Raw genomic sequence first — 26,813 nt, forward strand, 5'->3', positions numbered from 1 at the left:
ACAGTGGAAGCCGACGTTATCTTCAACAGGATGCTGGACGTTATAGAGAGAGACGTAGTGCCCCTAACCCGTAAAGGGGTGGAAGAAGGACACAAGGTTTTCGGTGCGGCGATCCTTAAAAAGGACGATCTCTCGTTGGTGGTCGCCGGGACGAACCACGAGCTGGAATGTCCTCTATGGCACGGAGAAGTCTATACCATAAAGAAATTTTATGAGATGTCGAACAGGCCGGATCCGAAAGACTGTGTGTTTCTGTCCACTCATGAGCCCTGCTCGATGTGCCTGTCCGCCATCGCCTGGGCTGGTTTTCCGGAGTTCTATTTTCTTTTCAGTTACGATGACACGAAAAACGCCTTCTCCATACCTCACGATATAAAAATGCTAAAAGAAGTCTTTGAATGCGATGCCCCTACCAGGGAAAATTCCTTCTATCGGGCTCATCCCTTGATGGATATGGTCCCTGATCTGGACGATCCCGACGACGCTAAAGAGCGTATCTCTAGGATCCAGTGCGAGTACGATTCTATGTCTTCGCTCTACCAGTCGAGAAAGGATACGAACTCAATCCCTTTAAAGTGAAAACGGAGGAGATCTCTTCCTCTTGCCAAGGATGTAGGCTTTCGTCTATACTGAATATGCTTTACAGCTGGTTAACGTCATTATGATGTGAGTCGCACGATAACGTCCAAGCAGAGGGAGGTCGGCAAAAGTTATGGAAGTCCTTAAAGTTTCCGCAAACTCGCAACCTAAATCGGTGGCCGGAGCTATCGCTGCGGTTATGAGAGATTCCGGTATGGTGGAATGTCAGGCCGTAGGAGCTGGCGCGGTGAATCAAGCGGTCAAATCGATCGCCATCGCCCGAGGTTACGTGGCCCCTAACGGAATCGATTTGGTCTGTGTGCCGGCTTTCGCCAAGATACTGATAGAGGGAGAGGAAAGAACCGCTATCCGTTTTCAACTTGAATCCCGTTAGTTACTCTGAACGATAGAAAAAGCGGCCCTAGGGCCGCTTTTTTAATTGGCGTTGTCGAGGTAGACGATGTATAATTTCTCGATAACGTTTTATCTTTAAACTCACGACACAGGAGGTAACGCTATGGCCGAGAGTATTAAAGCCCCTAGAGGAGTTCGGGATATTCTTCCCGATGATTCATGGAAATGGGGCCATACGTTGAATATGTCCCGAAAGATCGCCGATCTTTTTTCGTATAAAGAGGTCCATCTTCCCATATTCGAGCATACGGAGCTTTTCGCCAGAGGTATCGGCGACACCACCGACGTCGTGGAAAAGGAAATGTACACCTTCGAGGACAAGGGTGGGCGGAGCATAACCTTAAGGCCGGAGCTGACTGCATCTATGGTCAGATGTTACCTGGAACATTCCATGAACGGCGGAGCTCAGCCCGTTAAACTATGGGGATCTGGCCCGATGTTTCGCTACGAGAGGCCTCAAAAGGGGAGATACCGCCAGTTTTGGCAGCTCGATTTCGAGGCTCTAGGTTCTGATAGTCCTCTAGTGGATCTGGAGGTCATAATGACCGCCATCGAGCTTTTTAGAAATCTCGGCATGTCCAACTTGGAGGTGGTCATAAACTCGGTAGGATGTCCTGAATGTCGCCCTGCCTACAGGAAGGCTCTGATGGACTACCTTCGTCCTTACCTGGACGAGCTATGCGGTACCTGCCAGAACAGGTTCGACAGAAACCCCCTCCGAATACTGGACTGCAAGAACGACAGGTGCAAAGAGATCACCGACGGAGCTCCGGCCATATTCGAGACCCTCTGTGACGAGTGTTCCGAACACTTCAAGGCTGTGACATCCGGTCTCGATTCACTCGGTATCGTCTATCACATAGACAAGAGGCTGGTCAGAGGGTTGGACTACTACACAAAGACGGCTTTTGAGGTGCAGTCGGGAGATCTTGGTGCCCAAAACGCCGTCTGCGGTGGAGGTCGTTACGACAACCTGTCGGAGGCGATCGGAGGACCTCACGTGCCAGGCGTCGGTTTCGCCGCCGGGCTCGATCGAATAGTCCTGACGATGGAGCAGCAGGGGTGCGATTTCGGGAGGGAACCGACCCCGGATGTTTTCGTGGTCTGTGCGGACGAGATAGCTCGTTCTCTGGCGGTAGATGTTCTCTATCGTCTCAGAAGGGAGGGGATCTCCGCGGATATGGATTATCTTGGTCGAAGCATGAAAGCCCAGATGAAGTCCGCCGTCAATGGAGGATCCTCCGTGGCCTGTATAGTGGGCGGAGACGAGTTGGACAAAGGGGTCGTGACGGTAAAGGATCTCTCCAGGTCGGAGCAGAGCCAGGTGGAGTTGGAGAGTTTGACCTCCAGCGTGTCCCGACTGTTGGATCAGAGTACTTTAATAAAGCGGGGATGATTTAGACTATGGAAACAGGTGTTTTTTCGGCTTCCTGGAAAAGGTCCGTCTTCTGCGGCTCCGTAAACGGAAGCCATGAAGGCCAGGTCGTAACGGTAAACGGATGGGTCCGAAAACGTCGTGACCTGGGCGGTATTATCTTCATAGAGCTATGGGATCACACCGGGACGGTTCAGGTCGTCTTCAATCCTGAACTGTGTCCCGAACCTCACGATAGGGCTAAAGCTCTTCGGAGCGAGTTCGTGGTGGCTGTTAAGGGATCCGTAAGAGTTCGTCCCGACGGGACCTGTAACGACGATATGGCGACGGGACGATGGGAGATCATGGTCGACGATTTTGTCCTGCTAGCCCCGGCTAAACCTCTGCCATTCGAGGTAGGAGAGGGCACTGACGGAGTGGACGAAAACCTCAGGCTTTCTTATCGATACCTCGATCTGAGGCGTAACAGGATGCAGAGAAATCTGAGGGTACGCCACGATGTGGCCCGGTATACCAGAGAATTCCTCAGCGATAGGGGGTTTTGCGAAGTGGAGACCCCTGTTCTCACGAAGTCCACCCCTGAGGGGGCCAGGGATTATCTCGTTCCCAGCAGGGTCAATCCCGGTTCCTTCTTCGCCCTGCCTCAATCGCCCCAGATCTTCAAACAGATACTGATGATAAGCGGCATGGATCGATATTTTCAGATCGCCAAATGTTTCAGAGACGAAGATCTTCGGGCCGACAGACAGCCGGAGTTTACCCAGGTGGACATCGAGTTGAGCTTTCTAACGGAGGAAGATATATACGAGATGATGGAGGCCTACATGGTAGGTCTTTTCAAGGATGGACTGGGAGTTGAGCTCCAAACTCCCTTCTTGAGGATGCCCTACAGGGAGGCCATGGACCGCTTCGGAAGCGATAAGCCCGATCTGCGAATTCCCTTCGAGATCGTCGATCTTGGAGACGTGTTTGCAGACGGTGGGTTCAAGCCCTTCGAGGAACTCCTAAAAAGGGGGGGCTACGTCAGAGGAGTGGTCCTTCCCGGGGGAGCCTCTCTCTCCAGACGTCTGATAGAGCAGGTATGCGAGAGGGGCAAGGCGCTTGGAGCTCCTGAGATGGCCTATTTCCAGTTCAAAAACGGAGGGGTCAAAGGACCTCTTGCCAAGTTCTTGAGCGACGCCAAACAGGCCGATCTCGGAAGGATCTCCGGTGCTTCCGACGGAGATGTCCTGTACGTGATGGGTCATGAAGACTGGAGCTTGGTATGCTCTGTGCTGGGGCAGATCCGGTTGGAGATCGCAAAAGAGCACGGCCACGTAAAGGATTCCTGGGAATTCCTCTGGGTGACGGAGTTCCCCCTGTTCGAATGGGATGAGGAGGAAAAGAGATGGACGTCGGTACACCATCCCTTCACCATGCCGATGGTGGAAGATCTTCCTTTCATGGACAGGGCCCCTGGGTCGGTAAGATCTAGAGCTTATGACCTAGTTTTAAACGGAAACGAGGTTGGAGGAGGATCCATAAGGATCCACGATCCTGCTATACAGTCCGAGGTGTTCGGTTGTCTGGGCTTCTCGGAGAATCAGGCCAGAGAGAGGTTCGGCTTCCTTCTGGATGCCCTGAGCTACGGGACTCCTCCTCACGGAGGTATAGCCCTTGGGTTCGATCGATTGGTCATGCTTCTTACCGGATCCAACTCTATCAGAGAGGTCATGGCTTTTCCCAAAACCGCCAAGGCCCAGAGCCTCATGTCAGGTGCTCCCTCCGAGGTCGGAATCACCCAGATGGAGGAACTCCACATAAAATCAACCTTCGTGCCTAAAGGTTAGAGGGAGTTTTTTCGGGATCGTCACTGAACGGCGGCGGTCCCGTTTTTGTTATACTGTCCTTAGAGAGGGGGCGTTTCTTATGTTGGTCCGTTATCTAGGTCACTCGGCTTTTCACGTAAGAGGGGAGTCGGTCAGTTTCTTGATAGACCCCTTTCTTACGGGAAACCCTAAATCCGTAGGAAAAATCGACGATTTTGACGACGTCGACTACATCTTCGTGACTCACGGTCACGGCGATCACATAGGCGATACTCAGGAGATTGCGAGAAGAAGCGGGGCCACCGTCGTGTGTAATTATGAGATATCGGTTTATCTCTCTCGATCGGGAACAAAATGCCATGCTATGCATATCGGCGGTTCCTTTGAGTTCCCGTTCGGGAAGGTCAAGATGACCCCTGCCCTACACGGTTCGGATATATACTCTCCTGACGGGGTGATACCGGGAGGTGCGGCTGGAGGTTTTCTCATAGAGGTGGATGGAAGGAAGTTGTATCATGCCGGAGACACCGGCTTGACCCTCGATATGGGGTTGCTCAAAGAGGATGAAGTCGAGGTGGCTATTCTACCTATAGGAGGCAATTTCACCATGGACGTAGAGGACGCCGCAAAGGCGGCGAACCTCATCCGTCCCAATCATGTCATACCTATGCATTACGATACCTTCGAGGTGATAGAGGCCAGTCCGGAAGAGTTCGCCGTCGCAGTCAGCGGGACGGTGGACGTTGTGATTATGGCTCCCGGAGAGACCGTTGAGTTCCCCCTGGTCGAGGTTTTGGATCAGTAACGAAGGCCGAATACCGGGTGGTATATCCTCTCGTCGTGCAGACACTGTGCCTGGTCTTCCAGAGCCTCCTGGGCTTTTTCGCCTAAACTGATAGATAAGATTGACGTCAGGACGTGTACCAGGAAGATCGGCCCGATCAGGCTGCTTCCGAATGTAGGGCTGTTGTCGCTGACGTAGAAAGATAGATCGGCGAATCTACATATAGGGGCTGCGGGGCTGTCGGTTATGGAGACGATGGCGGCCCCGTTTTTCTTCGCCCTCTCTACCGATTCGGTTACCTGAATGGCATAGCCTGGAAGGTCGCAGGCTATCACCATGTCCTCCGGTTTTATTCCCCTAGCCTGTTCTATAAGGGTCAAGGATCCCCTCTTCATCAGGATCCCGTTTAGAGCCATCTCCCTGAATCTGGAGAACATGGACTCGGCCACCATGGACGAGATCCCCCAGCCGGTGCAGTATATATTTTGTGCTTTTTTGACGATGTCGCAGAAGAGGGTTATCTTGTCCTGAGAGAGCTGATTCCACGTGTCGTCTAAATTAGCGTGTTCCATTTGGTGGATTTTATCGGGAAGGTCGTTCTCATCGTTCATCACCCGATTCAGCCTCGCTGCCGGATTTACCTGCTCCAAAACGGCTTCTTTTAGCGCTTCTTTCAGATCCGCGTATCCCTCGAACCCCAAGACCCTGGCTACCCTCACCATCTGGGCCTTTGAGACCTCCAGACGGTCAGCCACGTCTCCTATAGATATGAAAGCCGCCTCCCTCATGTGGGTCAAGAGGTATTCCACTACCCTTCGTGCCTTTGTAGGCATGTTGTCAAGATGGGACCTCAATAGGTCCTGTAACTGTTGAGCCTCCAAAAAAACACCTCCATCCGAAGAAACTTGTACTCTAGTACAGTTTAAGACGAAAGGATAGTTTAGTCAATTCTCTCGGTCGAAACAACGAAATCGCCGCTTTGTCATAATGTTCTCGTTTTCGTCGAGTCAATCCAACAGTGCCGATATCACTTTCTCTATCTTTTCAACCTCTTCTTCGGTAATACGTCTGTTTTTATACCAGTATTCTGCGCCCGAGTTCCGGTCGAAGATCTCCTCCAGGTAGATCCTTTTCCCTTTCAAGTGATCTCCTGAGGGGATTAGCGAACCCGGGTCCACCTTCAGTATGTCGCCTAGTTTCCCGAGCAATTTTACCGAGGGGGTCTTTCTGTTGCCCTCGAGAGCTTGAACGTAGGTTCTGCTTATGTCGGCTTTTTCAGCCAGCTCCAACTGGGTCATTCCGAGACTTTCCCTGAGCAGCTTTATCCTGAGCCCGGTGCTTCTAATCTTGGATCTCTCCTTCCTGGTTCCCCTCTGCCATGTAAGAGTTGTATGCATCGTCGAAGAAGTCATATTCCAGTTTCATGGCTCTTCTGTAATGACGCCGTGCTCTCTCGGGATCCGTTCCGTGGCGGTCGACCAGTTCCGCCAGGGTATTCGTCAGGATCCTGAACGATTCGGAGGAGTAGGTGTCGATCCATTCCATATAGCGTGATTTGGAATGGTCCCCTCGCTTCAGCTCGGTTCCTAGAAAAAGGTACAACGCATCGCAGGGAAGTGTAGCCGCTGCTATGTCTCCGATCCCTTCCGTGGCCGCTACCCTCAGCAGGAAATCGACGTAGTTGGACGTAGCTTTGGAGGGAGGGCAGTTTAGGGGGAATCCCCATTTTTTTGAGTAGGCTCCATGGAGCTTCAATTCCTCGAAGACTCCGTTGAGGAGGGAGACGAATACCTCCATGGTCTCTTCGTCTTGGCTTTTGGATATTCCGAAGGCGAACGCCTTTGCGTATGCCTTGAGATAGAAGGAATCCTGGGAGAGGTAACCTTGGAAGGTCTCCAGTTTTAGAGATCCCGTTTTGAGTTCCCGTATGAAAGGATGATCCAGACAGGCTAGAGCTATGTCCATGTTTTCGTCAAAAAGGACCGTTGATAATGCGACCATAAATCGACAAATCCCCCTTTTTCTAGAGTTTTGATGTGCTTAGAATGACTCTAACCGAACCTTCCGTTCTTGCCAAGCCTTTTATCCCATGTGATAATCTTCGTTGGATGAAAAGACCTGTAGACGTCGCTGAGAGGAATGGTATCCTATGGATTTTAGAGAATTGGAGACTTTTATAGCTATAGTGGAAAAAGGCAGCATCTCCGCTGCGGCTGCCGCCCTAGGCGTCTCCCAGCCTGCGGTCAGTAAGAGAGTCGCCAGGCTCGAAAAAGAGATGGGAGCGACGCTGTTTGCCAAGGGGCATAAACATTCGAGCCTGACTTCTGAGGGGTCGGTTTTCTACAAGTCCGCTTTGAGGATGCTGGACTGTCGAAAAAAGACGAAGCTTCAGATAGCTGAGATCTCCGAGGAGCTTTACGGCTCGGTCACAATAAGCGCCAGCTCTATTCCCGGAGATTACATCCTCCCCACTTTTCTCGTGGAGTTTATCGAACGTCATCCGGGGGTGGATGTGAAGGTCAGAGTCGGAGATTCTCAGACGGCTTTAGAGGATCTGTCGTTACGCAAGGCCGATCTGGCCATTGTCGGCACCGATCGCTCTTTGCCCGGATTTTCCAGCGTTCCTTTCCTGAATGACGAGCTTGTGCTGGTGGTGGGAAGAAGACATCCTCTTGCTACGAAAAAGAGCGTCGGACTGGAGGAAATTGCTTCGTTGAAGTTGGCTGGCAGGAGTTCTGGATCGGGAACCAGACAGATATGGGAGAGAGCCTACAAATCCGTAGAGGCTGGATCGAAGGATATTCCTCTGCAATTCGGTCACGCTTTAGCCGTGGTCAACGCAGTGGCCAGCGGCGCCGAAGCTGGCGTGGTATCCCGGGTGGCGGCGGAATCCAACCCGGACGTGGCTGTGATAGCTTTCGAACCTCCGGTCAGGAGGCCTTTCTACATGGTCTACGGCCTGTGCGAGACCAAGGCGGTGGAGTCTTTGGTGTCCTTCCTTATGGAAAAAGCGGAGAGCAGGGAGGTCTGACGATGGAAAACGAAGCGGTGAAAAAGGTAAGATCTTTTCTGGATTCCAAGGGCTACGACGGAACGATCTATCATACCGACGACACCATATTTACTGTGGAGGACGCCTCCAGGGCAGTAGGGGCTCCTCCAGAGGAGATATTGAAGAGCCTCGTTTTCATGGTGAGCGGCGATCCTGTTTTGGTGCTGATGTCCGGTGATAACAGGGTCGATCCCAAGAGGATTGCCTCGGTCATGGGAACAGCTAACTCGAAGGTTAAGATGGCTCAGCCGGATTACGTTTATTCCAATTTCGGCTATAAGGTGGGAGGCGTGCCTCCTGTGGGGTATCGGCCGTCTCTTCCTGCCCTGGTGGACGAGGAACTTAGTAGATTTGACGTAGTCTGGGCTGCTGCCGGTACTGATCACGACTTCTTTCCCATCTCGCCTGAGCTCCTGTTGGAATATACGGAGGGGCGAATGGTATCCTTGAAAAAATAGTATCGTCCATATAGAAAAAAGACGAGGGGAAAAATCCCCCTCGTCTGCGAGGTCAGCTTCTTCTTTCCGGGATAAGCGCCTCGAAAGCGTTTATATCCCTTCTGTTGAAGTGCTGGGAGTATATCGGTTTCAGAAATAGCTCGATGTTTCTCATGGCGATTGCCTCCATGATGTGACCGCCTATTACCTGATGATCCGGGGAACTGAAGACTCCGTGGAGGTGGGGATACATTCCGTCTCTCCTGAAGCTTATGTCTCCCGAGAGAGAGATTAGCTCCATCGTCCCGTCGTAATTTTTCTTGAGATATTCTTTTCCGGTAAACCATCCGAAGGTCACGGATGAGATCATTCCTAGCCCGGAAATAACTACGGCGGAGTCTACGTTGCTTCCCTGGCAGGCCGTGACGATACAACCGTGAAGGTTTTCTCCGTCCTCTATGTGAAGCGCCAGGAGTTCCTCCGTTCCACAATACTGCATGATCTCGCCCCCTTTTTTGTCTCATGCCTTTTGACCGGTTCCTCTTGGCTTTATTGTACTATATAGAGGGCGTTTTCCCAAAAGTATCCAAGTCATATCTTTCTATGGAGGGTCTACATGTCTTCTTATCTCAGCCTTGTAGCGGTGTTCTTGGTGGGAGTAGCGGCGGGATTCTTGAACGTCACGGCGGGAGGGGGAAGCCTGCTGAGCCTTCCTATGCTGGTTTTTACGGGGCTTTCTCTTCCTATGGCCAACGCGACCAACCGTATCTCCATATTTTTCCAGAACACTGTGGCAACCACGAGGTTTTACCGGTCGGGGGTCCTCTCCGTCCGAGAGGCGCTGTCTTTGGCTGTTCCTGCTACGATAGGATCTGTGGTCGGCACATCTTTGGCTATAGAGTTAAATCCTAAAGTCCTTCAGATATCCATATCGATTTTGATATCCGTGATGGCTTTTCTTCTTATGTTCAAGCCGTCTATGTGGGAAAAGGAGAGGAGCAGGGATGTTCCCAAGCCTGCTTTGTTTCTCCTCTTTTTCGGAATAGGGGTTTACGGCGGGTTCGTTCAGGCCGGAGTGGGGTTTATCTTCCTTTGGGCTCTTTCCGGGTTTGTCGGCCATGATCTTGTTCGATCAAACGCCCTCAAGGTTGCGGTTATCCTGTGCTATACGTCCATCAGCGTGGCTATGTTTGCAGCGAAGGGATTGCTGGACCTTAAGGTCGGTCTGGTTCTTGCCTGTGGCTCCATGCTAGGCGGGTATTTAGGGGCCCGTTTTGCCGTGTCCAAGGGTAGTCGGTGGATTCGATGGATGGTTGCCGGTGCTGTTATCGTAAGCGCCTTCAAGATGATGTTTCAGGCCCTTTCCGCTTGAAACAGGAAAAGATACTAGGCCGACCTTAAGGTCGGCCTAGTATCATCTTTGACAGAATATGTAATCCTGTAACTCCGGTCCGGAAAGACCTGCTCCTATGGCCACCGAAAGTTTCAGACGAGCTTTTTCAGGAGACAGATCTCCTCCGTTCAATACCCCCATATCGAAGAGCCGACTGGCGGACCCCTCGAAACAGTATCGATTTACGACTCTGCCGGCCGAACATCTTGAGGTAAGCAGAACCGGGACCGATGATCTTACCAGCGCCTTGACGGAGGGAATCCAGCCGGGGAATATATTTCCGTTCCCGAAAGCGGCCAAAACGACCCCGTCGGGGAGGTTGTCGGAAGACATGGTCAAGGCTGCCAACAGACGCTCTCCACCCCCCAGAGACGCCTGAATCAGCTCGACTCCTTTCGCCGGTGTTACGCCTTCGATTATCTTTCCTCTCTTCGGCGCTCTCCGGAGCATCACGTCCTCGCCGATAATCTCTCCAACCGGTCCCCTGTCCAAAGCGACGAATCCGCTTCTCCTGTAGTTGCTCTCCTGGGTAATCTCGGAGGCGGCGAAGATGCAGTCTTGTATACACACCAGGACCCCAGCCCCCCAACAGGCCTGAGATCTGGCGGATAGGAGCGCTTGGTATAGATTTACAGAGGAGTCCGTCCCTATTACATCCGATGGATAGGTCGCGCCGGTGAATATAACCGGTTGTGGATAGGCCCACATAAGATCGGCCAAGTAAGCCATTTCCTCAATGGTGTCTGTGCCGCAGGTGATGACGATTCCCTGTATTCCGTCTATCACTAGCTTGTTCAGTATATCCATCAGGTCGGAGGTCATACGTATGGAATAATGGCTGCTGGCCTGGTGACTCCAATCTACCAGATGGATTTCCTCTGCTATCTCGGGAGGCAGCCATTGGAGCATTTCCTCAGCCGTGACCTCCGGGGTATGGCCATTTTTGCGCTCGGAGTAACGCATTCCGATCTCTCCTCCGGCCATAACCAACGCTATTTTACCCCGATTAGGCAAGGTAAAAGCCTCCTGCCCTAGTACCCAAGGTCTTCGCCTACCAGGATGACGTGGGATTCCCGTCCCATGGTCGGGTTTTCCATTATCAGTAGGGCCCTACATACCGTCTTGGGAACGGGACAACCTACGTGATATCCCAGCTTGGCACAGGGAACATCTAAGCCGAGTCTGATGGCGTTCATTGGAGTGGCTACGTCCCTTACCCTTTGCATGGCCGACTCAACGTCGTGGCAGACCTTGTTTATCCCCACGACGTAGATTATTTTTCCTCCGGTCCAGCACATGCCAGCCAGCCTGTTGCCGGTGCCGTCGATGTTCACCATCTTCCCGTCTATGGTCATGGCGTTCGTGCTTGTAAGAAATACATCGCTCGAGAGCTCGTCCTTGAGTCTCTGCTTTTTTCCCTCGGCGGTCAGAGAAGGATCCCAGTGATGGTGTACCGTGTGTCCTTTTTTCTCCAAGGCCTCAAGGGCTCCGATCTCTCTTATGGTTACGGTACCAGGCACCCCTACGGATGCGCCCTCGGGGATGAGTTTTAGCACCGCTTTCAGTGCTTCTTCTTTGGTGCTTACGTATGCGGCTCCATAGCCGCGTCCCTCCAGAGCCTTAACGATCGTAGCTCCCAGACGATGTTTCCACTCTCTTCGGGTGTCGTCGAAAGCGGATGCCCGTTTTTCGCTCATGAATCCATACCTCCCAAATATCTGGTTTCGTCTCATCACTGACGATAATGGCAGAGTTTCAAGTAAAAGTCCAGTCTTGAAAAAGAGGTGTCAAGGTCTATAGCTTGACACTTTTCCGAGGCCGTTCTATACTATGTCGTCTCGTCGGGAGGGATTGCCGTGGATGCCAATAAGCTTGACAGGAGATTCTACATAGCAGGTCTTTACGACCTTTACGGCCCGGTTCTCACCGAAAAACAGAGGCGGATATACGAGATGCACGATCTTCAGGATCTGTCTCTCTCGGAGATCTCCGACGAGCTGGGAATAAGTCGTCAGGGGATATCGGATCAGCTACAGAGGGCTAGAGACCGTCTGGACGAGCTGGAGAATCTCCTGGGATTTTTCGAAAGATCGGCGGCTTGGGATGGAGTCTACGCCGATGTGTTAAGGTTGGTCGATTTGGAAAGGGACCGTCTTCCCTCGGATTTCATCTCCGAAATTAGGGCGATCCTCTCCGAAGTTGATTAGAGCGGCGAAGGGAGAGATTTGACCGTGTTCGACGCCCTGAAGGAAAGGCTTGACGGCGTTTTTGGTAAACTCAAGGGAAAAGGTAAGCTGACCGAGGGAGACGTACAGGAAGCCCTTCGGGAAGTTCGTAGAGCCCTCCTGGAGGCGGACGTCAACTATAAGGTCGTCAAGGGACTGGTCGAGAATATCCGTCGAAGAGCGATGGAGAGGTCCGTCCTGGATTCCATTACCCCGGGACAGCAGGTCGTAGCTGTTGTCTACGAGGAACTGATGGATCTCATGGGCTCCGAGCCCAAGCCTTTGACCATATCGCCTAAACCTCCGACCCTGATGATGATGGTGGGACTTCAAGGTGGAGGTAAGACCACCAGCACCGTGAAGTTGGCCAAACGGTTGAGTAAGGGACATAAACCACTTGTCGTGGCATGTGACCTTCGGCGACCCGCTGCGGTCGATCAGCTCAGGGTCCTAGCCGAGTCCGCCGGAGTAGGATTTTATGGTCCAGAAAAAGGGGAGTCGGACGTCCTCAACGTGATAGACGGAGCGTTGCGTTACGCCAGAGATAGATTGATGGACGTTATTCTCTTCGATACCGCCGGTCGTCTGACAGTGGACGATGAGATGATGGCAGAGCTGGATGCCATGAAGGCCAGGATAGCCCCTCATGAAATTCTTCTGGTCGTGGATGCCATGACCGGGCAGGAGGCCGTCTCGGTATCGGAGGCTTTCCACAGTAGGATGGACCTTACCGGAGTAGTTCTCAGCAAGGTCGACGGTGACGCAAGAGGAGGGGCGGCTTTGGCCGTTCTTGCTACTACCGGAGTGCCCATCAAGTTCGCCGGTGTCGGAGAGGGAATAGATGCCCTGGAGGTCTTCGACGCCAAACGTATGGCGGAGCGCATAATGGGCATGGGAGACGTCGTAGGGTTGGTGGAGAAGATAGAGCAGGCCACCAGCGAGGAGGACGTAAAGAGACTTTCCTCGTCTCTCAAGAAGAACAAACTGGACTTCAACGATCTTTTGGCTCAATTCGAGCAGATCGAGAAGATGGGCCCCCTGGATAAAGTTATGGAGATGATTCCGGGAGCCGACAAGATAAAGGAATTGAAGGACGGGGAGATGGATCCCCGTAGGATCGCCAGGATGAAGGCCATAATCCAATCCATGACGCCGGAGGAACGGAGAAGCCCTGCGGTGATCAAGGGAAGCCGCAGGCGAAGGATAGCCCAGGGATCGGGAACTACCGTTCAGATGGTGAACCAGCTTTTGAAGCAACAGAGCCAGATGAACGATCTCTGGAAAAAAATGGGTAAGGGGAAGGGACGAAAGAAGTTTCAGATGCCGAAGCTCAAGGGATTCGGCGGTCTCTTCAACTAAATAAAGTCACTCACGAGGCATGAAACCGGTCAACCGGTTCTATGACGTATCTATATCAGGAGGTGTTTCTAGACATGGCAGTACGTATTCGTCTCGCCCGTCACGGGCGTAAAAAGGCTCCTTTCTATCGTTTGGTGGTAGCGGACTCCAGAAGTCCCAGAGACGGTCGTTTCATCGAGCAGCTTGGTACCTACAATCCTATGACCGACCCCTCGGAGATAACCGTCGACAGCGACAAGGCGGTCAAATGGCTTCAGCAGGGAGCTATCCCTTCCGATACGGCCAGAGGGCTTCTCAAGAAGACTGGAGTTTGGGAGAAGTTCGTCGAGAGCAAAGGTAAGGCTGAGTAGTCGTGCCTGATTACGGTGCCCTGGTCGAGTATGTAGCTCGGGCCTTGGTCACGAAACCCGAGATGGTTCAGGTGTCATCTCAGCCGGTGGAGGATGGCACCGTGAAGGTTCTGGTGGATGTCGATTCCGACGATATAGGTCGCATGATCGGTCGTCGGGGGGCTACCATCAACGCTATTCGTCAGGTAGTACGGGCCGCTGCCGTCAAGTCCGGCGAGCGGGTCGACGTGGACGTTAGGGAGGATTAACGGTGAAGGGCGACGACCTCGTTGAAGTGGGAAAAGTAATAGCTCCTCACGGGGTCAAGGGTGAGTTTAAAGTTTTCCCTCTGACCGACTTTCCCGATCGTTTCGAATCCATGGACGAGTTGAATCTGTACGACGGCAAGGGGCGATTCATCAAGGCCGTCCCTATCTCCTCAGTTAGATTCAGACCGGATAAGGGCGAGGTTATGATAACCTCCCCGAAAATATGCGATAGAGACGAGGCTGAATCTCTGAGAGGTCTGTTGATAAAGGTATCCAAAGACCAACGCAGGGATCTGCCTGAAGGCGAGTACTGGATAGACGATCTCATCGGTCTATCCGTAATCGACGAAGGATCGGGCGAAACTATCGGTACTCTGTGCGATGTCATGGTGACCGGGGGATCGGACGTCTATACGGTTAAACGCCCGGATGGACGAAACATGATGATTCCCGCCGTAGGAGAGTACGTCTCTTCCGTGGATATCGCTTCTGGGGTGCTCAAGGTAAAGAACATCGAGGGCCTTAGAGATCTATGAAAGTAACGGTGATAACCGCTTTTCCCGAGTTCTTCCGTGCCTTTTTCGAGACCAGCATCGTCGGTCGCGCCGTCGAGAGAGGTCTCCTCGAAGTTGACGTGGTGGATCTCCGCGATTACGGAGAGGGATCCTACAGCAAGATAGACGATTATTCCTTCGGAGGCAAGGGAGGAATGGTCCTGATGGCCGAGCCTTTAGCCCTGGCTTTGGAAGGGTTGAAAGGTGATCCCTACGTGGTCTATCCCAGTCCCCAGGGGGTTCCTCTTACCCAGGAAACGGTGGAGACCCTGTTTTCCAAGGGGGACGTCGTCATAGTTTGCGGTCATTACGAGGGGATAGACGAGAGGTTCGTTTCGTCCCGGGTCGATCTTGAGCTATCGATAGGTGATTATGTCCTCACAGGAGGGGAATTGCCTGCCATGGTGATAATCGATGCGGTCTCTCGCTTGGTTCCCGGAGTGGTTGGAAAGGGACGATCCGTAGAGGAGGATTCCTTTTTCAAAGGCATGCTAGATACCCCTCATTTCACCAGACCGTCGAGCTGGAGGGGGCAGGACGTCCCAGACGTCCTGCTGTCCGGTAACGATGGGGCTATAGAGGACTGGCGTCGTAGAGAGGCGGTTCGTAGAACCCTCGAGAGACGTCCGGATCTTTTGAGCCGTTCCGGTCTTTTAGGGTATATGGATAAAAATGCGTTCCTCATGCTTCCTTTATCGGAGGTATCGTCTCCTTGGGAAATCCGTTCGATAGCTAGGTCCTGCGGTTTTTACGGTGTCTCCAAATTGCTGATCCCAGTAGAGGACAGGGATACACGGGACTCTGTGCGATCTTTGATCCTGAGAGAGGACCTCGGGGCCCTGGTAAAGCTTTTCCCCTCTGTGGCTAGAGCTTTGCGATGGGTCTCCGATAAGGAGAAGGCAGTTCCCTATATGGTAGGATTCAATGGTTTTAACTCGAGTGGTCTTTCCTGGCTTGAAATCAAAAGGGAGATCCTCAAGGTCTCCAGGCCGGTGATATTCATGGCCGGAGGAGACGAGAAGGATTGCGATGTAACTATGCGTCCTGTCGCGGGAGATGATCGATCTCGATCCGCTCTTCCGGTACAGAACGCCATTTCGGTTGTATTAGATCGCTTCTTCGGATGGCGATAAATCTTATATGTACACGACAGGGAGGGTTATGCATATGGATCCCAGAATTAGTCTGATAGAGCAGAAGTTCATGAAGCAGGATATTCCCCAGTTCCGTTCCGGAGACACCGTCAAGGTTCACGTTCGGGTCAGAGAGGGAAGCAGAGAGCGTATCCAGATGTTCGAGGGAGTGGTGATCGCCAGGAAACACGGCGGCCTCAGCGAGACTTTCACGGTTCGCAAGGTCTCCAGTGGAGTGGGAGTCGAGAGGATTTTTCCCCTTCATTGTCCCAGCGTGGAGAAAATAGAGGTTAAACGCCTCGGCAGGGTACGTAGGGCCAAGCTTTACTATCTGAGACAGAGAAGCGGTAAGTCCGCGAGAATCAGAGAGCGCAGGATCTAAACTTCTTTCGCGATAGGGGCTTGACTGACTGCTTGGGCCTCTGTATAATACGCACTGTCCTAATGCGGGGGTGGCGGAACTGGTAGACGCGCAAGACTAAGGATCTTGTGGGCATAGCCTGTGGGAGTTCGAGTCTCCCCCTCCGCACCACTAAAAGAGCAAGGCCGGAAGCTTAAGCTTCCGGCCTTTTCTTATGTGTACTCTCTCGGATTTTTACTCCAGAATATAGGCCTTCGAGATCACCACTGGCTCGATTGGAACGTCCTGGTGTGGTCCGAATCCACCGGTCTTTACCGTTTTTATGGCGTCAACGACCTCTTTGCCCTCCGTTACCTTCCCGAAAACCGCGTAGCCCCAACCACGAGCGGTAGGAGCACTGTGATTGAGAAAGTCGTTGTCCTTTACGTTTATGAAGAACTGGGCCGTAGCCGAGTGAGGATCCTGGGTCCTGGCCATCGCGATGGTGTAGGCCTCGTTTTTCAGCCCGTTATCGGCTTCGTTCTCGACTGGGTCTCCGGTTTCCTTCTGGCTCATCGTCTCGTCGAAGCCGCCTCCCTGGATCATGAAGCCGTCTATAACCCGATGGAAAAGCGTACCGTCGTAGAATCCCTCTTCCACGTATCTTAGAAAATTTTCGGTGGTCTTAGGTGCCATTTCTTCGTTTAATTCCAGGACGATATCTCCCTTGTTGGTCTCCAGTTTTACCATAAACTATCTCCTCCGTCGTCTTGATTGGCCTTATTTATCCGGTCCGGAAGTATTATGCCCTATGCCTACCCTACAGTCCAGAAACAGGTTCGATTATTTTTCGCCTTCCTCTCTGTCCAGAGAGCACCAATCCAGGTACATTCTCAGCGAGATCGATGGATGTCCGTATCTGTTTCTGCGGAGGGACGATCCCCGGTTGTACTGTATGGCCTTGGATGGACACCAATGAAAACAGGATAGACATCCGGTGCAGTTTCCAAGCCGAGGGACGACCGTCGACAATCTTCACGTTGTTTACGGGGCATACAGAAGCGCAGATTCCACATCCTGTGCATTCGTCCGTTTAGAAGAACTTCGAGTCCCCTTTGGGGCCGCTCTGAGGGCTCTGGAATTGATGAAGTCGGACAGAATACCTAACAGTTTATTCGGAGATCGGGAACCCTTTCTCGTCAATACGGCCTCGATGACTTTGTCCATGGAAACGTCACCTTTTTGGGCCAGACGCCTCAGCTTTTCTCCCGACGGCGGGTTGGAGAGAGGCGGGTAGTTCCCCGGCATCTTTACGGAAAAGGAGGCGTCCAGCCTTATCCCTCTTTTCTCCAATATCCTGCGGCACTATGCCTCGGCTCCCAGCGGCGTTCCGGCGCTGTCCAATACGAGGTATATCCAGCTGGACGTCTTCGTCCATCAGTCCCACCATATTGTGTATCTCGTGTTTGCCGATCCTCTCCGATAGCTTTTTTGCCAGGTGAAGCGTGTTTCCCGTCCCCGAGTAGACGTACATGAGGTTCTTCTAATTCCTCCTATCGAATACCTATGGTGATTTAGTCTCAGAATCTATCGATATATTAGTACATGATCTACATGATCGGTGAATTTTATAGCTGAAATACAGCTTCTCTTATGGGGTATAATGATCGGAATTCGGATACGAAACGGAGATGGAATGGATGGATAGTGCCGGGGTGTTTTTCGCATTGGGAGCGTCCCTGTGTTGGGGGACCGTTCCTGTTATATACAAGCTTGGAATGGGCAAGGTCCTGATGGAAAAGATGAACGCCATAAGGTCTTTCGGGTTTCTCGCCAGTTCCCTGATAATATATCGGCTCGCCGGAGAAAGTTCTATGGGAGGCGCCAGCTGGGTCATCCTAGTAGGGCTGGGGCTGGCGGTCCTTCTGGCCAACGTAGCAGGGGATCTGCTCTTTTTCATAGGTATCGACGCGGTAGGGGTTGGAAAGGCCACCGCCGTGACCTGTAGCTATCCCCTCTTCGTGACGGCTATATCGGTGCTTTTATTGGGGGAGTCGGTTACCTTGACGGCCATTTCCGCCACAGTCGTCGTAATAGTCGGACTCGTACTCCTTCGAAGCCGTCCGGTAGGACAGGAGGGGGGATCGGGGGCCATATTCAAGGGGGTTTCCGCCTCCTTGGGAGCCGCTTTCCTCTGGGGCGGAAGCCTGGTCGTGACCAGGTGGGCGGTTCTGGAAAGCGATCTTGGGCCAGCGGCCCTTAATCTGTGGAGGGCGATCTTCTTCCTCCCCATAGCCTGGGGATGGTGGGGGTGCCGCTATCTCTCCATGGGGAATGCCGATCGCCCCGATCTCTTCAGGACAGATCTCAAAAGCTGGGCAGCTTTGGTGATAGCCGGAGCTTTGGCCCTCTCTCTAGGTGGTTTTTTCATCACCAGGGCGATGATGCTTGCTCCTGCCTCTTTGGTAAGTCCTATAGCGGCCACCAGCCCTCTGATAGCCGCCATATGGGGCAGGTTGCTCTTCTCTGAGAGGCTGTCTCCCTCTCAGATGCTCGGTGTGGTGTTGATCATAGCGGGCTCTTTGGCCATAAGCATCTAGTTCCCAGTCCTCCAGCAGGCGACCATCCTGCCATCTCCCATGTATTTCATAGGAGGGGTTTTCTCGCAGACGTACATGGCTTCCGGGCAGCCTTTTCTAAACGGACAGCCGGTGGGGGAGGGGGTCCTGTCCTTCGACGTCCTCAGCACCATCTTCTCGTTCAACCTCGGCATGGCTCCGTAAAGTGCCTTGGTATAGGGATGGATCTGTTCGGATACGATATCGTCGGAATTCCCCGTCTCGCATAGCGATCCTCCGAAAAAAATCGCCGTCTTCCGGGCTATAGATCGTGCCAGGAGGAGATCGTGGGTGACGAAGATCAGAGACATACCGCGGTCCACCCTTTCTTGGAGTAACCTTATGACTTTGTTTCTCGTGGATATGTCCTGCATGCTGGTAGGTTCGTCGGCCAGAAGCAGTTCCGGGTCGTTGATTAGGGCTCTGGCTACCGCTATTCTCTGTCTCTGTCCTCCTGACAGCCCTTTTTTAACCTTTCGGTTCCCCAGGTTTTTCGAGTCCAGTCCCAGCCGCTCCATCAGTTCGACGGCGTATTTTTTACCGGCCTCTTTGTTGTTTTTAGGGTGAAGAAGGTCCCAGGGTTCTCTGACTGTATCCAGGGCAGAGAGGCCCGGCGGAAGTCCTCCATATACGTCTTGAGGAATGAACCCGCACCTTCTTCTGACGGCGATTGTCCCCTTTTTGTCCAGTTCGGAGATGTCTTCTCCGAATAGAGAGATCGCTCCGGAGGACGGAGGCTGGAGTCCCAGGATGGCCCTCACCAATGTGGTCTTTCCGCACCCCGACTCTCCGACTACGGCCAGAGACTCTCCCCGTCCCAGTTTTATGGAGAGTGGTCTGAGAGCTCTCACCGATTTATCCCCGCCTCGGTAGACGACCTCGAGCTCGTCGGTCTCCAATATGACGTCTTTCATCGTTCCATCTCCTCCTGAGCTCTCAAAAGGGACTTCGTGTGTTCGTCGGTGGGATGGCTCAGGATCTCCTCGACCGTTCCGTGGTCGACCAGTTTCCCGTGGCGTAAGACCGCTATAGAGTCGCATATCGACGATGCCAGGGCTATATCGTGGGTCACCAGTACCATGCCCATGTTTCTCTTCTTGACGGCTCTTCTCAGAAGCGAAATTACCTCAGCCTGGGTTATAACGTCCAGAGCCGTGGTCGGTTCGTCCGCCAGGAGGAAATAAGGAGCACAGGCTAGGGCAGTAGCTATGGCCGCCCTCTGTTTTTGACCTCCCGACAGCTCGTGAGGGTATCTCTCGTAGGCGTCTTCAGGCAGCCCTACCTCGGACAGCAGCCTTCTGACTTCCTTCGTGGATTCGCCGATAGGTATGTCCGAGTGCTCCAGCAGGACCTCTGCGATCTGATATCCCACAGTCAATACCGGTGTGAAACCGTTCATCGCTCCCTGAGGAACCAAGGAGATCCTGTCCCATCTGAAAAGACGCATATCCTCCTCGTCCAGGGATAGCAGGTCCTGTCCCTCCGAGGTGATGGTCCCTTTAACGAAGGTCCCTTTCGGCAGGAGCCTCAATATAGCCATCAGAAGGGTGCTTTTTCCACTTCCCGATTCTCCTACCAAACCCAGTATCTCCCCCATCCTGAGGGATAGAGACACATCGTCCAGGGCAGGAGGGTAGGGCAGAGGTGAATTGGAGTATCTGATGCTGAGGTTGGACAGGTTTACCATCATGGCGAACCCTCCTCGGATATTTTTCCGAAATCCAGGAATATAAGACAGACCAAGACTATCCCGAGCCCAGGAGGCAGGAGGAGCCACCATGCTCCGGCGGAAAAGGCTCCGAAGCTGTGGGCCTCGTGGAGCATCCTTCCCCATGAGATCACACGGGGATCGGAAAGCCCCAGAAAGGATAACCCCGCCTCGGCCAATATGGCGCCCGGGACCCCCAGGGCTACGTTTGCGGCCATTATAGGCATCGTCTCCGGCAGTATATGTCTTCTCAGTATATAACCCGTCGGAGCTCCTAGAGCTCTCAGCCCCTCCACGAAGGGGGATTCCCTCAAAGACAGGACCTGGGCCCTGACCGTACGGGCTGTGCCCATCCATGAAAACAGAGAGAGTATGACGATCATCTGTATCAACCCTTTCCCCCATAGGGAAGCGAGTACCATGAGTATAGGAAGGGTCGGTATGGACATGAATAGGTCGACTACCTTCATGATAGCCCCGTCTATCCAGCCTCCCTTGTATCCGCTGATCATCCCCACCGTCAAACCCAGGATCGATGCTATGGCCGTGGTGGCCAGACCTACCACGAGGGACACCTTGATGCCGAGAAGGAACAGCAGAAAGACGTCCCTTCCCCTTTGATCTGTACCTAAAAGTCCCCATCTCTCTCCGGGGAGGTGAAGGGTCAGATCGGAGGAGACGAGTTCTCCTGTGACCTCGATCCTATATGTCCCCTCTCTCGGGAATAGATGCTCCATAGGATCGTCGAAGGGGGATATGCCCAGGTTCAATTTGAACGACATGTCCCTGTTGTCCAGGTCGATCTCGTTTTTCCCTCCCGATAGGTCGATCAGCTTTGAGGGACCCTCAGGGTTTTTCCAGATTATCTCTCCGGAACGTTCCTCTGGCAGGACAACCGTGCCAGATAACCTGAATCCTCCCGGGGGCTGACCAGCCCATTCTATCTGTCCAGATCTTTTCTCATCGATATCCAACGTCACGCTGGGCGGAAGATCTCCGTCTATCCATAGAGGTTTCGAGAAGGGAGGGGCCACTGAGTCCACCGATAGGTCCACCACTGTAGGTCCTAAAAACCCCATGATCGATAATCCCGCCAGAGCCCAGAGGCTCCATCTTCCAGTTATCTTGAAGTTCATTTAATGGTCCTCCCCAGCCTTACCCTGGGATCCACCAGTTCATATGCGGCGTCGGCCAAGAGGTTGGATCCCACCGTAATCAAAGACAGCAGGTAGAAAGCGGCACCGGCGGAGGGGTAATCGTGTCCGATCACCGATTGCAGCAGGAAGGCCCCTATGCCATGAAGGGAGAACACCGCTTCGGTTATTACCGCCCCTGATACCAGTGATGGTATGGACATCAGAAGTATCGTCAGGATTGGCGGCAGTATGGATCGGAAGGCGTGTCGCCATATTATCCTCTTTTCGGACAGTCCCCTCGCTTTGGCCATCAGGATGAAGTCCTCCTCTAAAACCCGAACCATCAGGTTTCTGGCGTATAGAGCCCATCCCCCGAATCCCAGGAGGATGAGGGAACCGGCGGGAAGGACGAGGTGCCAGAGGTAATCGATCAGTATCTGGATGGGCTCCGTTGGCGGTGGAACCGACACCGATCCTCTGAGGGGAAATAGGGGAAGGCCGTAGGCCAGAGCCATCAAGAGCACCATCTGTACGAAAAAGGAGGGAAAGGAAAAGGACAGTGCGCTCCCCCATAGGACCAGTTTCTCCGTCCATCGGCCTTTTCTCGTCGCGGCCTTTACCCCAAGCCAGATTCCAGATGCGGCGGAACCTAACACGGCGATTCCCATAAGCGCTATCGTGTTGGGAAGCCTGGAGGCGATTTCCTCCCACACCGGCTTTCTCGATATGAAGGAAATCCCGAAGTCCAGCGTCAGGGTTCTTTTGGCGTAGGTCAGAAATTGACTCCACAGAGGACGATCCAGACCGTATAATCCCTTCAATTTCTCCTTGGCCTCGGGAGAAAAGCCGGGGTCTACGATGGACGATACCGGATCACCTGGCATGATTCTGAACAGCAGAAAGTTCAGGGCGAGAACCGCCAGCATTATCGCCGCGGCCCCCGCAAGTCTCCTGGTCCAATATCTTTCGCCGACTAATGGAGTCAACGGCGGTACCTCCTGTAATGTTCGTTCGACGAGAATCTCACGAACTCACCGGGCCTGTACTCCTTAAGAACGAAGGGTCCCGAGCCGATGAGCCCCCCGTCCTCCATGGGCTGCCAGCTTTTCCAGTCGTCTATCTTTCTCAGAACTTTAGCCGGGAGAACCGGAAGTCCCGCTATATGGTGAAAGTGCCAATAGCTGATCGAGTCCATCGTAACAGTCAAGGTCGATTCGTCCGGGGTCTCGACCGCCATAAGATCCGATACATTGTCGAAGAACCGTGGAATCTCGTTTTCCGCGATATATCGGATAGTCTCCGCCGGGTCGGAGGAGGTCAGAGGCGAGCCGTCCTGCCAGAGGAGCCCTTCCTTTAATTTGAAGGTTATCCTGGTAACCTCGCCGCCGGCGACCGTCACGGTCTCGACCTTCCAGGACTCGGCTAGTCCCGGTCGGTCTCCCAGAGTCGTGGGATCTATCTCGATGAGGGAGTCGTATATCAATCCCAGGACCTTCCACGCCGTGGCGCTGGAGGATGTGAAGGGGTTGATGGCTCTGGGATCGTCCTCCAGGGCCATCTTGAACCGATCGTGTCCGTCTCTGTAGGCCGACAGAAGGGTCCATATGGAGTCCACCGAGGTCGCGGTGGTAGCGACAGTTCCAGACCACCCCTTGCCTACGGCTCCTACGGACGAACGGCTGTATATAGGAACGACCGGAACCAGCTCGGAAAGGAGTTTCTGGGATTGGTGAGCCGCCGTCATAGCTGATTCTTCATCTGGTGCGTAACGCAGCCTTTCGATAGATTCGTCCAGAGTGGAAGATCGGACGCCGGGAAGATTGTATCCTCCTGGGACGTCCATCGACGAGTGATACAGAGAGTAGAGGACGTCGGGATCCCTGGTCAAACTCCATGCCATGACGTAGCAGTCGAAGTTTCTGGCGTCGAGCCTCGCCAGCATGGTGGAGAAGTCCATCGGTTCCGCCTGCGTAGGTATGCCCAGAGCGGTCATCTCGTCGGCTATGCGAGAGGCCAGTTCCGCCGTGGTGGGAGCCGAGTTCGCCGTGGGGGATAGTATGGATACGGGTTTCAGAGGATCTGAGGATTCGGGAGGAATTAACGCCCCTTCGTCGTTCCAGCTCCAACCGGATGCCCTCAGCATCTCTCTGGCTTTGTCCCTATCGTATTTCGGTTGGGATATCTCGGGATCGTGATAGGGAGACACAGGAGGTAGGTACGAATACAGCGGCTCGGAAAAGCCTCCGAAGAGCTCTCGTACCAGCCTTTCTCTGGGAATGATCGTGTTTATCGCCCGTCTAAGCTCGACTCTGTTCCATGGGTTTCTTCGGAGGTTCATCCCCATAGATAAAGCGTGAAAGCTTTTGGCCATGGACATCGAGATCCTGTCGTCGGCTCTCGAGAGCCTGTCGATTATCGCAGGGCTGGCTATGTCCCCTATCAGGTCGACCTCGCCCTTCTCCAAGGCCAGAGCCCTGGCGTCGGGGTCCTTGATCACCACCATGTAGAGTTCGTCTATCGATGGTCCCTGGATTCTATCCGGATCGACAGAGGCGTCTGCGATTTGGGTCAACACCGTTGCGGCAACTGTAAGGGCTAAAAGGCATCTTTTTCTCAAGACTTGCGTCCTCCTTTCTCTACGTTCTTTTTCCTCCGATTTTTCTGGCCCAGTAGACGAAGGGTGTATCGCAGGCTGCGACTATGAATTTCAACACATAGGTGGATAGGACGATCTCTCCCAGAACCCCTGTCGGGACCGTCCCATAGAATGCCACCAATGTAAATATGACGCTGTCCAGCGCCTGGGAGACCATGGTGGAAAGGTTGTTCCTGAGCCACAGTAGACGGCCTCCCGTGCGTTCTTTCCACCAGTGGAAAGCCCACACGTCGTGGAGCTGGGAAGCTCCGTAGGCCATAAACGAGGCCAGGGCGAGTCTGGGCATCAGCTTGAAGATCGTATTCAGTGCTCCTTGGGCGAAATCGTCAGGATGAGGGGTGAACCACAGAGCCAGGTTCATTATTATCGTCATCGCTATCAAGGAGAAGAATCCGATGTAGACCGCCTGCTTGGCGTCCTCCTTGCCGTGGTTTTCCGACAAGATGTCGGTGACCAGAAAGGCCGATGCATAGACTATGTTGCCAAGGGTCGATGTTATACCGAAAAGGGATACCATCTTGACTACCTGAATATTGGCCAATATGACCGATACCGGAATCCAGCACAGCAGGCCCTGTTTTCCCCAAAGTCTGTAGATGGCCATTATGCATCCGAAGTTCAGAAGCATCATGGCAAACCATAAAATTTCGTTTGACACGTAAATATTCCTCCCTGTTGTCGAATCGAATTATGTCGCTCATTTTAACCCATAAAGACGATAAGGTCTCTTCTCGGTATGTCCTTGATATTCCTTAGAAACATAAAAACGAACGTTGTGTTACAAAATCCCTACATAGAGGAACAGTTCTATACAAATAATTGACCTAAACGGTCCTGGTCGTTAAAATTTTTCACAGTGAATGCGTGGTATCCAGGTATCGACCCCCGTCGCGTTCTTGGCGGGTATTTTTGTTCGGGAGGGTGTTTTTATGTCCGTGAGAAGCGTTTTCAAGAGGGCGGGAGTTGCTGCAGGGGCTTTGGCTGTTTCGGCAGTTCTCGTAGGATCCGCCTTCGGATGTACCGCTATGATGGCGGGAAAGAAGGCCACCGTGGATGGTTCCACCATGGTCAGTCACACGGCCGATGGATGGTACGATCATAGGCTTCAGATAATCCCCGGTCGTAAATGGGATAATGGAGCCACCGCTCCGGTTTACAAAAACCTATGTTATCAGACGATACCTATCAAACCTCTGGACAAAGTAGGCGAGATACCTCAGGTCGAGGAGACCTACACCTACTTCAACGTGGGATATCCCTTCATGAACGAGCATAAACTCATGATAGGTGAGGCTACCTGGGGTGGCCGCGAGGAGCTCTACTGCGACAACGGCTGGATGATGATCGAGATGCTGGAGGTCTTTGCGCTCCAGAGAGCCAAGACCGCCAGGGAAGCTATAACTGTCATGGGCTCTCTCGCCGAGAAATACGGTTACGGAGACGCTGGCGAAGGACTCTGTATAGCCGACGGAGACGAGGTTTGGCTTTTCGAGATTGCCGGACCGGGACCTCTCTGGACCTCCGACAACGGTAAGCCCGGTGCCGTGTGGGTAGCAGCCAGAATTCCCGACGACGAGGTCAGCGTAATCGCCAACCGTTCCAGAATAGGCAGAGTTGACTTCGACGACGACGAGAACTATATGTACTCCTCCAATGTCAAGACCTTTGCCAAGGAGATGGGGTGGTGGAAGGAAGGAGAGGAGTTCCTCTTCAACAAGGCCTACATGCCAGCTGAGGACTATGCCTACTCTCCGGTGTGTAGCCGCAGGGAGTGGAGGGCGCTCGATCTGATGGCTCCTTCACTGAAGCTCAAGTCCACCGAGGCCCAGTACCCCCTCTCGATCAAGCCGGACAGGAAGGTCTCCGCCAAGGATCTTATGACCATAAACAGAGACCATTATCAGGGAACCCCTTACGATCTTGCCAAGACCAAGGCCGGAGGTCCCTTCGAATGCCCCGTGCTCTACAGGCCCAACAGGGATCAGAAGCCCGAGGGAACCGAGCATACCTACTGGGAGAGGAACATCAGCATCTTCCGTTGCTCCTACAGTCACGTAGCCCAATCCTGGAGCGACCTTCCCGATCCGGTGGGAGGGGTGCTTTGGTTCGGTTTGGACCAGCCTCTCACCACGGTCTACGTACCTGTGTTCTGCGGCGTGACTGAGGTCCCCGAGAGCTGGGCGACCGGCATGCGCCACAAGATGGATCGTAACAGCGCCTGGTGGGCCTTCAACTTCGTGTCCAACTGGGCCACGGTCAAGTGGAACTACATGATCGTGGATATCGCAGCCGAACAGGAGAAGTTCGAGAGCCGTTTCCTCGCCGAAGTGCCTAAGCTCAGGGACGAGGCGGCCGAAGTCTACGGTAAGGATCCCTCCAAGGCCGTCGCCATGGTGACCGACTATACCAACGAAGCCATGGAGGTAGTGGAGGCCAGATGGTGGGCGCTCGGAGACGAGTTGGTCGGTAAATACAGCGACGGTTACGTAATGACCGACGAAGGTTCCCAGGAAGGAGCTGGCTATCCTACCTGGTGGTTGAAGGATGTTGGATTCGGAGCCACGTCCAATCCATCTGATCCTAAATAAAAATCGTTATTGCTGAGCCATAGACGATAGGAGAAGGGGTTCTTCAGCCCCTCCTC

General features: G+C 53.2%; 31 protein-coding genes, 1 tRNA gene and 1 pseudogene. 18 read left to right on the plus strand and 15 right to left on the minus strand.

Features of this window, described 5'->3' with window-relative positions; genetic code table 11:
* Window positions 1–3 precede the first annotated feature (3 nt).
* The 5 genes from DPEP_RS09160 to DPEP_RS09180 all read left to right on the plus strand — a co-directional run bounded on the left by DPEP_RS09160 (window position 4) and on the right by DPEP_RS09180 (window position 4,981).
* Entirely contained in the window at window positions 4–579 is a 576-nt protein-coding gene (locus DPEP_RS09160; protein WP_005661517.1) for a nucleoside deaminase, read from the plus strand.
* A 133-nt stretch (window positions 580–712) separates the two neighbouring features.
* Window positions 713–973 (plus strand): stage V sporulation protein S, encoded by a 261-nt coding sequence (locus DPEP_RS09165; RefSeq protein WP_005661518.1) that lies wholly within the window; start codon window positions 713–715, stop codon window positions 971–973.
* 123 nt (window positions 974–1,096) lie between these two features.
* Window positions 1,097–2,389 (plus strand): histidine--tRNA ligase, encoded by a 1,293-nt coding sequence (gene hisS / locus DPEP_RS09170; RefSeq protein ID WP_005661519.1) that lies wholly within the window; start codon window positions 1,097–1,099, stop codon window positions 2,387–2,389.
* A gap of 8 nt (window positions 2,390–2,397) precedes the next feature.
* Entirely contained in the window at window positions 2,398–4,197 is a 1,800-nt protein-coding gene (aspS, locus tag DPEP_RS09175; protein WP_005661520.1) for an aspartate--tRNA ligase, read from the plus strand.
* 79 nt (window positions 4,198–4,276) lie between these two features.
* Complete coding sequence (locus DPEP_RS09180) at window positions 4,277–4,981, plus strand: metal-dependent hydrolase (protein WP_005661521.1); 705 nt, start codon at window positions 4,277–4,279, stop codon at window positions 4,979–4,981.
* On the opposite strand, the gene DPEP_RS09185 is transcribed toward DPEP_RS09180, so the two are convergent.
* The 3 genes from DPEP_RS09185 to DPEP_RS09195 form a co-directional block, all read right to left on the minus strand.
* The gene (locus DPEP_RS09185; protein ID WP_005661522.1) at window positions 4,975–5,841 is read right to left on the minus strand and encodes a MurR/RpiR family transcriptional regulator; all 867 of its coding nucleotides are present in this window, start codon (window positions 5,839–5,841) and stop codon (window positions 4,975–4,977) included. The genes DPEP_RS09180 and DPEP_RS09185 overlap by 7 nt on opposite strands.
* A 126-nt stretch (window positions 5,842–5,967) precedes the next feature.
* Window positions 5,968–6,357: a helix-turn-helix domain-containing protein gene (locus tag DPEP_RS09190; RefSeq protein ID WP_050771322.1), complete on the minus strand. Its 390-nt coding sequence runs from the start codon at window positions 6,355–6,357 to the stop codon at window positions 5,968–5,970.
* Window positions 6,302–6,961 (minus strand): TenA family protein, encoded by a 660-nt coding sequence (locus tag DPEP_RS09195; protein ID WP_005661528.1) that lies wholly within the window; start codon window positions 6,959–6,961, stop codon window positions 6,302–6,304. The genes DPEP_RS09190 and DPEP_RS09195 overlap by 56 nt, the downstream gene beginning before the upstream one ends.
* Window positions 6,962–7,109: 148 nt before the next feature.
* On the opposite strand from DPEP_RS09195, the gene DPEP_RS09200 reads away from it, so the two are divergent.
* Both DPEP_RS09200 and DPEP_RS09205 read left to right on the plus strand, forming a co-directional pair.
* On the plus strand, window positions 7,110–7,991 hold the full coding sequence (locus tag DPEP_RS09200; RefSeq protein WP_005661530.1) for a LysR family transcriptional regulator: 882 nt from the start codon (window positions 7,110–7,112) through the stop codon (window positions 7,989–7,991).
* 2 nt (window positions 7,992–7,993) lie between these two features.
* Window positions 7,994–8,470 carry a YbaK/EbsC family protein gene (locus tag DPEP_RS09205; protein WP_005661532.1) on the plus strand — a complete coding sequence of 159 codons (477 nt, stop codon included), beginning with the start codon at window positions 7,994–7,996 and terminating at the stop codon, window positions 8,468–8,470.
* Window positions 8,471–8,522: 52 nt separating this feature from the next.
* Here DPEP_RS09205 and DPEP_RS09210 read toward each other — a convergent pair whose 3' ends face one another.
* Window positions 8,523–8,948 carry a PPC domain-containing DNA-binding protein gene (locus tag DPEP_RS09210; RefSeq protein ID WP_005661534.1) on the minus strand — a complete coding sequence of 142 codons (426 nt, stop codon included), beginning with the start codon at window positions 8,946–8,948 and terminating at the stop codon, window positions 8,523–8,525.
* A 117-nt stretch (window positions 8,949–9,065) separates the two neighbouring features.
* Between DPEP_RS09210 and DPEP_RS09215 the strand changes: the two genes are divergently transcribed.
* On the plus strand, window positions 9,066–9,821 hold the full coding sequence (locus DPEP_RS09215) for a sulfite exporter TauE/SafE family protein (protein WP_005661536.1): 756 nt from the start codon (window positions 9,066–9,068) through the stop codon (window positions 9,819–9,821).
* 42 nt (window positions 9,822–9,863) lie between these two features.
* Here DPEP_RS09215 and DPEP_RS09220 read toward each other — a convergent pair whose 3' ends face one another.
* Entirely contained in the window at window positions 9,864–10,856 is a 993-nt protein-coding gene (locus tag DPEP_RS09220) for an asparaginase (RefSeq protein ID WP_005661538.1), read from the minus strand.
* 17 nt (window positions 10,857–10,873) lie between these two features.
* Window positions 10,874–11,539: a lactate utilization protein gene (locus DPEP_RS09225; RefSeq protein ID WP_005661539.1), complete on the minus strand. Its 666-nt coding sequence runs from the start codon at window positions 11,537–11,539 to the stop codon at window positions 10,874–10,876.
* A 159-nt stretch (window positions 11,540–11,698) separates the two neighbouring features.
* On the opposite strand from DPEP_RS09225, the gene DPEP_RS09230 reads away from it, so the two are divergent.
* From DPEP_RS09230 to DPEP_RS09265, 8 genes are all read left to right on the plus strand, one after another.
* Complete coding sequence (locus tag DPEP_RS09230; protein WP_005661541.1) at window positions 11,699–12,049, plus strand: sigma factor-like helix-turn-helix DNA-binding protein; 351 nt, start codon at window positions 11,699–11,701, stop codon at window positions 12,047–12,049.
* Between the two features lie 24 nt (window positions 12,050–12,073).
* Complete coding sequence (gene ffh / locus DPEP_RS09235; RefSeq protein WP_005661543.1) at window positions 12,074–13,426, plus strand: signal recognition particle protein; 1,353 nt, start codon at window positions 12,074–12,076, stop codon at window positions 13,424–13,426.
* A 74-nt stretch (window positions 13,427–13,500) separates the two neighbouring features.
* Window positions 13,501–13,776 carry a 30S ribosomal protein S16 gene (rpsP, locus tag DPEP_RS09240; RefSeq protein WP_005661545.1) on the plus strand — a complete coding sequence of 92 codons (276 nt, stop codon included), beginning with the start codon at window positions 13,501–13,503 and terminating at the stop codon, window positions 13,774–13,776.
* A gap of 2 nt (window positions 13,777–13,778) precedes the next feature.
* A complete protein-coding gene (locus tag DPEP_RS09245) occupies window positions 13,779–14,024 on the plus strand; it encodes a KH domain-containing protein (protein ID WP_005661547.1) in 246 nt (81 codons plus the stop codon).
* A gap of 2 nt (window positions 14,025–14,026) precedes the next feature.
* On the plus strand, window positions 14,027–14,560 hold the full coding sequence (rimM, locus tag DPEP_RS09250) for a ribosome maturation factor RimM (protein WP_005661549.1): 534 nt from the start codon (window positions 14,027–14,029) through the stop codon (window positions 14,558–14,560).
* Complete coding sequence (gene trmD, locus DPEP_RS09255) at window positions 14,557–15,711, plus strand: tRNA (guanosine(37)-N1)-methyltransferase TrmD (protein WP_005661550.1); 1,155 nt, start codon at window positions 14,557–14,559, stop codon at window positions 15,709–15,711. The genes rimM and trmD overlap by 4 nt, the downstream gene beginning before the upstream one ends.
* A gap of 34 nt (window positions 15,712–15,745) precedes the next feature.
* Window positions 15,746–16,093 (plus strand): 50S ribosomal protein L19, encoded by a 348-nt coding sequence (rplS, locus tag DPEP_RS09260; RefSeq protein ID WP_005661552.1) that lies wholly within the window; start codon window positions 15,746–15,748, stop codon window positions 16,091–16,093.
* Between the two features lie 64 nt (window positions 16,094–16,157).
* Window positions 16,158–16,243, plus strand: a tRNA-Leu gene (locus DPEP_RS09265).
* Between the two features lie 63 nt (window positions 16,244–16,306).
* On the opposite strand, the gene DPEP_RS09270 is transcribed toward DPEP_RS09265, so the two are convergent.
* From DPEP_RS09270 to DPEP_RS13460, 3 genes and pseudogenes are all read right to left on the minus strand, one after another.
* Complete coding sequence (locus DPEP_RS09270; RefSeq protein ID WP_005661554.1) at window positions 16,307–16,801, minus strand: peptidylprolyl isomerase; 495 nt, start codon at window positions 16,799–16,801, stop codon at window positions 16,307–16,309.
* Window positions 16,802–16,871: 70 nt separating this feature from the next.
* A pseudogene (locus DPEP_RS13775) lies at window positions 16,872–17,141 on the minus strand (4Fe-4S binding protein); the annotation flags it as partial.
* A 144-nt stretch (window positions 17,142–17,285) separates the two neighbouring features.
* Window positions 17,286–17,585, minus strand: coding sequence for a hypothetical protein (locus tag DPEP_RS13460; RefSeq protein ID WP_040382573.1), 300 nt, complete (start codon window positions 17,583–17,585; stop codon window positions 17,286–17,288).
* A 157-nt stretch (window positions 17,586–17,742) separates the two neighbouring features.
* On the opposite strand from DPEP_RS13460, the gene DPEP_RS09280 reads away from it, so the two are divergent.
* On the plus strand, window positions 17,743–18,651 hold the full coding sequence (locus tag DPEP_RS09280; RefSeq protein WP_083797576.1) for a DMT family transporter: 909 nt from the start codon (window positions 17,743–17,745) through the stop codon (window positions 18,649–18,651).
* On the opposite strand, the gene DPEP_RS09285 is transcribed toward DPEP_RS09280, so the two are convergent.
* From DPEP_RS09285 to DPEP_RS09310, 6 genes are read right to left on the minus strand one after another with little or no spacing between them, the layout of a single operon-like run.
* Window positions 18,648–19,583 carry an ABC transporter ATP-binding protein gene (locus tag DPEP_RS09285; RefSeq protein ID WP_005661558.1) on the minus strand — a complete coding sequence of 312 codons (936 nt, stop codon included), beginning with the start codon at window positions 19,581–19,583 and terminating at the stop codon, window positions 18,648–18,650. The two genes, DPEP_RS09280 and DPEP_RS09285, sit on opposite strands and share 4 nt — an antisense overlap.
* Window positions 19,580–20,359, minus strand: coding sequence for an ABC transporter ATP-binding protein (locus DPEP_RS09290; RefSeq protein ID WP_005661559.1), 780 nt, complete (start codon window positions 20,357–20,359; stop codon window positions 19,580–19,582). The genes DPEP_RS09285 and DPEP_RS09290 overlap by 4 nt, the downstream gene beginning before the upstream one ends.
* Window positions 20,356–21,513, minus strand: a complete 1,158-nt coding sequence (locus tag DPEP_RS09295; RefSeq protein ID WP_005661560.1) for an ABC transporter permease — start codon at window positions 21,511–21,513, stop codon at window positions 20,356–20,358. Before DPEP_RS09295 ends, DPEP_RS09290 begins: the two co-directional genes overlap by 4 nt.
* Window positions 21,510–22,499: an ABC transporter permease gene (locus tag DPEP_RS09300; RefSeq protein ID WP_005661562.1), complete on the minus strand. Its 990-nt coding sequence runs from the start codon at window positions 22,497–22,499 to the stop codon at window positions 21,510–21,512. Before DPEP_RS09300 ends, DPEP_RS09295 begins: the two co-directional genes overlap by 4 nt.
* On the minus strand, window positions 22,496–24,130 hold the full coding sequence (locus tag DPEP_RS09305) for an ABC transporter substrate-binding protein (RefSeq protein ID WP_005661564.1): 1,635 nt from the start codon (window positions 24,128–24,130) through the stop codon (window positions 22,496–22,498). The genes DPEP_RS09300 and DPEP_RS09305 overlap by 4 nt, the downstream gene beginning before the upstream one ends.
* Window positions 24,131–24,149: 19 nt before the next feature.
* Complete coding sequence (locus tag DPEP_RS09310; protein WP_005661566.1) at window positions 24,150–24,827, minus strand: queuosine precursor transporter; 678 nt, start codon at window positions 24,825–24,827, stop codon at window positions 24,150–24,152.
* A 271-nt stretch (window positions 24,828–25,098) separates the two neighbouring features.
* Here DPEP_RS09310 and DPEP_RS09315 point away from each other — a divergent pair, with 271 nt between their 5' ends.
* Window positions 25,099–26,757 (plus strand): dipeptidase, encoded by a 1,659-nt coding sequence (locus DPEP_RS09315; protein WP_005661567.1) that lies wholly within the window; start codon window positions 25,099–25,101, stop codon window positions 26,755–26,757.
* Window positions 26,758–26,813: the final 56 nt, after the last annotated feature.

The sequence above is a fragment of the Dethiosulfovibrio peptidovorans DSM 11002 genome (genome assembly GCF_000172975.1).
GTDB classification, from domain to species: Bacteria; Synergistota; Synergistia; order Synergistales; family Dethiosulfovibrionaceae; genus Dethiosulfovibrio; species Dethiosulfovibrio peptidovorans.

What these genes read in the sequence shown, in the direction of transcription:
- DPEP_RS09165 (WP_005661518.1), top strand. Translation starts at nt 713, where the DNA reads ATGGAAGTCCTTAAAGTTTCCGCAAACTCGCAACCTAAATCGGTGGCC.
- hisS (WP_005661519.1), top strand. Translation starts at nt 1,097, where the DNA reads ATGGCCGAGAGTATTAAAGCCCCTAGAGGAGTTCGGGATATTCTTCCC.
- aspS (WP_005661520.1), top strand. Translation starts at nt 2,398, where the DNA reads ATGGAAACAGGTGTTTTTTCGGCTTCCTGGAAAAGGTCCGTCTTCTGC.
- DPEP_RS09180 (WP_005661521.1), top strand. Translation starts at nt 4,277, where the DNA reads ATGTTGGTCCGTTATCTAGGTCACTCGGCTTTTCACGTAAGAGGGGAG.
- DPEP_RS09190 (WP_050771322.1), bottom strand. Translation starts at nt 6,357, where the DNA reads ATGCATACAACTCTTACATGGCAGAGGGGAACCAGGAAGGAGAGATCC.
- DPEP_RS09195 (WP_005661528.1), bottom strand. Translation starts at nt 6,961, where the DNA reads ATGGTCGCATTATCAACGGTCCTTTTTGACGAAAACATGGACATAGCT.
- DPEP_RS09200 (WP_005661530.1), top strand. Translation starts at nt 7,110, where the DNA reads ATGGATTTTAGAGAATTGGAGACTTTTATAGCTATAGTGGAAAAAGGC.
- DPEP_RS09205 (WP_005661532.1), top strand. Translation starts at nt 7,994, where the DNA reads ATGGAAAACGAAGCGGTGAAAAAGGTAAGATCTTTTCTGGATTCCAAG.
- DPEP_RS09210 (WP_005661534.1), bottom strand. Translation starts at nt 8,948, where the DNA reads ATGCAGTATTGTGGAACGGAGGAACTCCTGGCGCTTCACATAGAGGAC.
- DPEP_RS09215 (WP_005661536.1), top strand. Translation starts at nt 9,066, where the DNA reads ATGTCTTCTTATCTCAGCCTTGTAGCGGTGTTCTTGGTGGGAGTAGCG.
- DPEP_RS09225 (WP_005661539.1), bottom strand. Translation starts at nt 11,539, where the DNA reads ATGAGCGAAAAACGGGCATCCGCTTTCGACGACACCCGAAGAGAGTGG.
- rpsP (WP_005661545.1), top strand. Translation starts at nt 13,501, where the DNA reads ATGGCAGTACGTATTCGTCTCGCCCGTCACGGGCGTAAAAAGGCTCCT.
- trmD (WP_005661550.1), top strand. Translation starts at nt 14,557, where the DNA reads ATGAAAGTAACGGTGATAACCGCTTTTCCCGAGTTCTTCCGTGCCTTT.
- rplS (WP_005661552.1), top strand. Translation starts at nt 15,746, where the DNA reads ATGGATCCCAGAATTAGTCTGATAGAGCAGAAGTTCATGAAGCAGGAT.
- DPEP_RS09270 (WP_005661554.1), bottom strand. Translation starts at nt 16,801, where the DNA reads ATGGTAAAACTGGAGACCAACAAGGGAGATATCGTCCTGGAATTAAAC.
- DPEP_RS13460 (WP_040382573.1), bottom strand. Translation starts at nt 17,585, where the DNA reads ATGTACGTCTACTCGGGGACGGGAAACACGCTTCACCTGGCAAAAAAG.
- DPEP_RS09280 (WP_083797576.1), top strand. Translation starts at nt 17,743, where the DNA reads ATGGAATGGATGGATAGTGCCGGGGTGTTTTTCGCATTGGGAGCGTCC.
- DPEP_RS09285 (WP_005661558.1), bottom strand. Translation starts at nt 19,583, where the DNA reads ATGAAAGACGTCATATTGGAGACCGACGAGCTCGAGGTCGTCTACCGA.
- DPEP_RS09290 (WP_005661559.1), bottom strand. Translation starts at nt 20,359, where the DNA reads ATGATGGTAAACCTGTCCAACCTCAGCATCAGATACTCCAATTCACCT.
- DPEP_RS09295 (WP_005661560.1), bottom strand. Translation starts at nt 21,513, where the DNA reads ATGAACTTCAAGATAACTGGAAGATGGAGCCTCTGGGCTCTGGCGGGA.
- DPEP_RS09315 (WP_005661567.1), top strand. Translation starts at nt 25,099, where the DNA reads ATGTCCGTGAGAAGCGTTTTCAAGAGGGCGGGAGTTGCTGCAGGGGCT.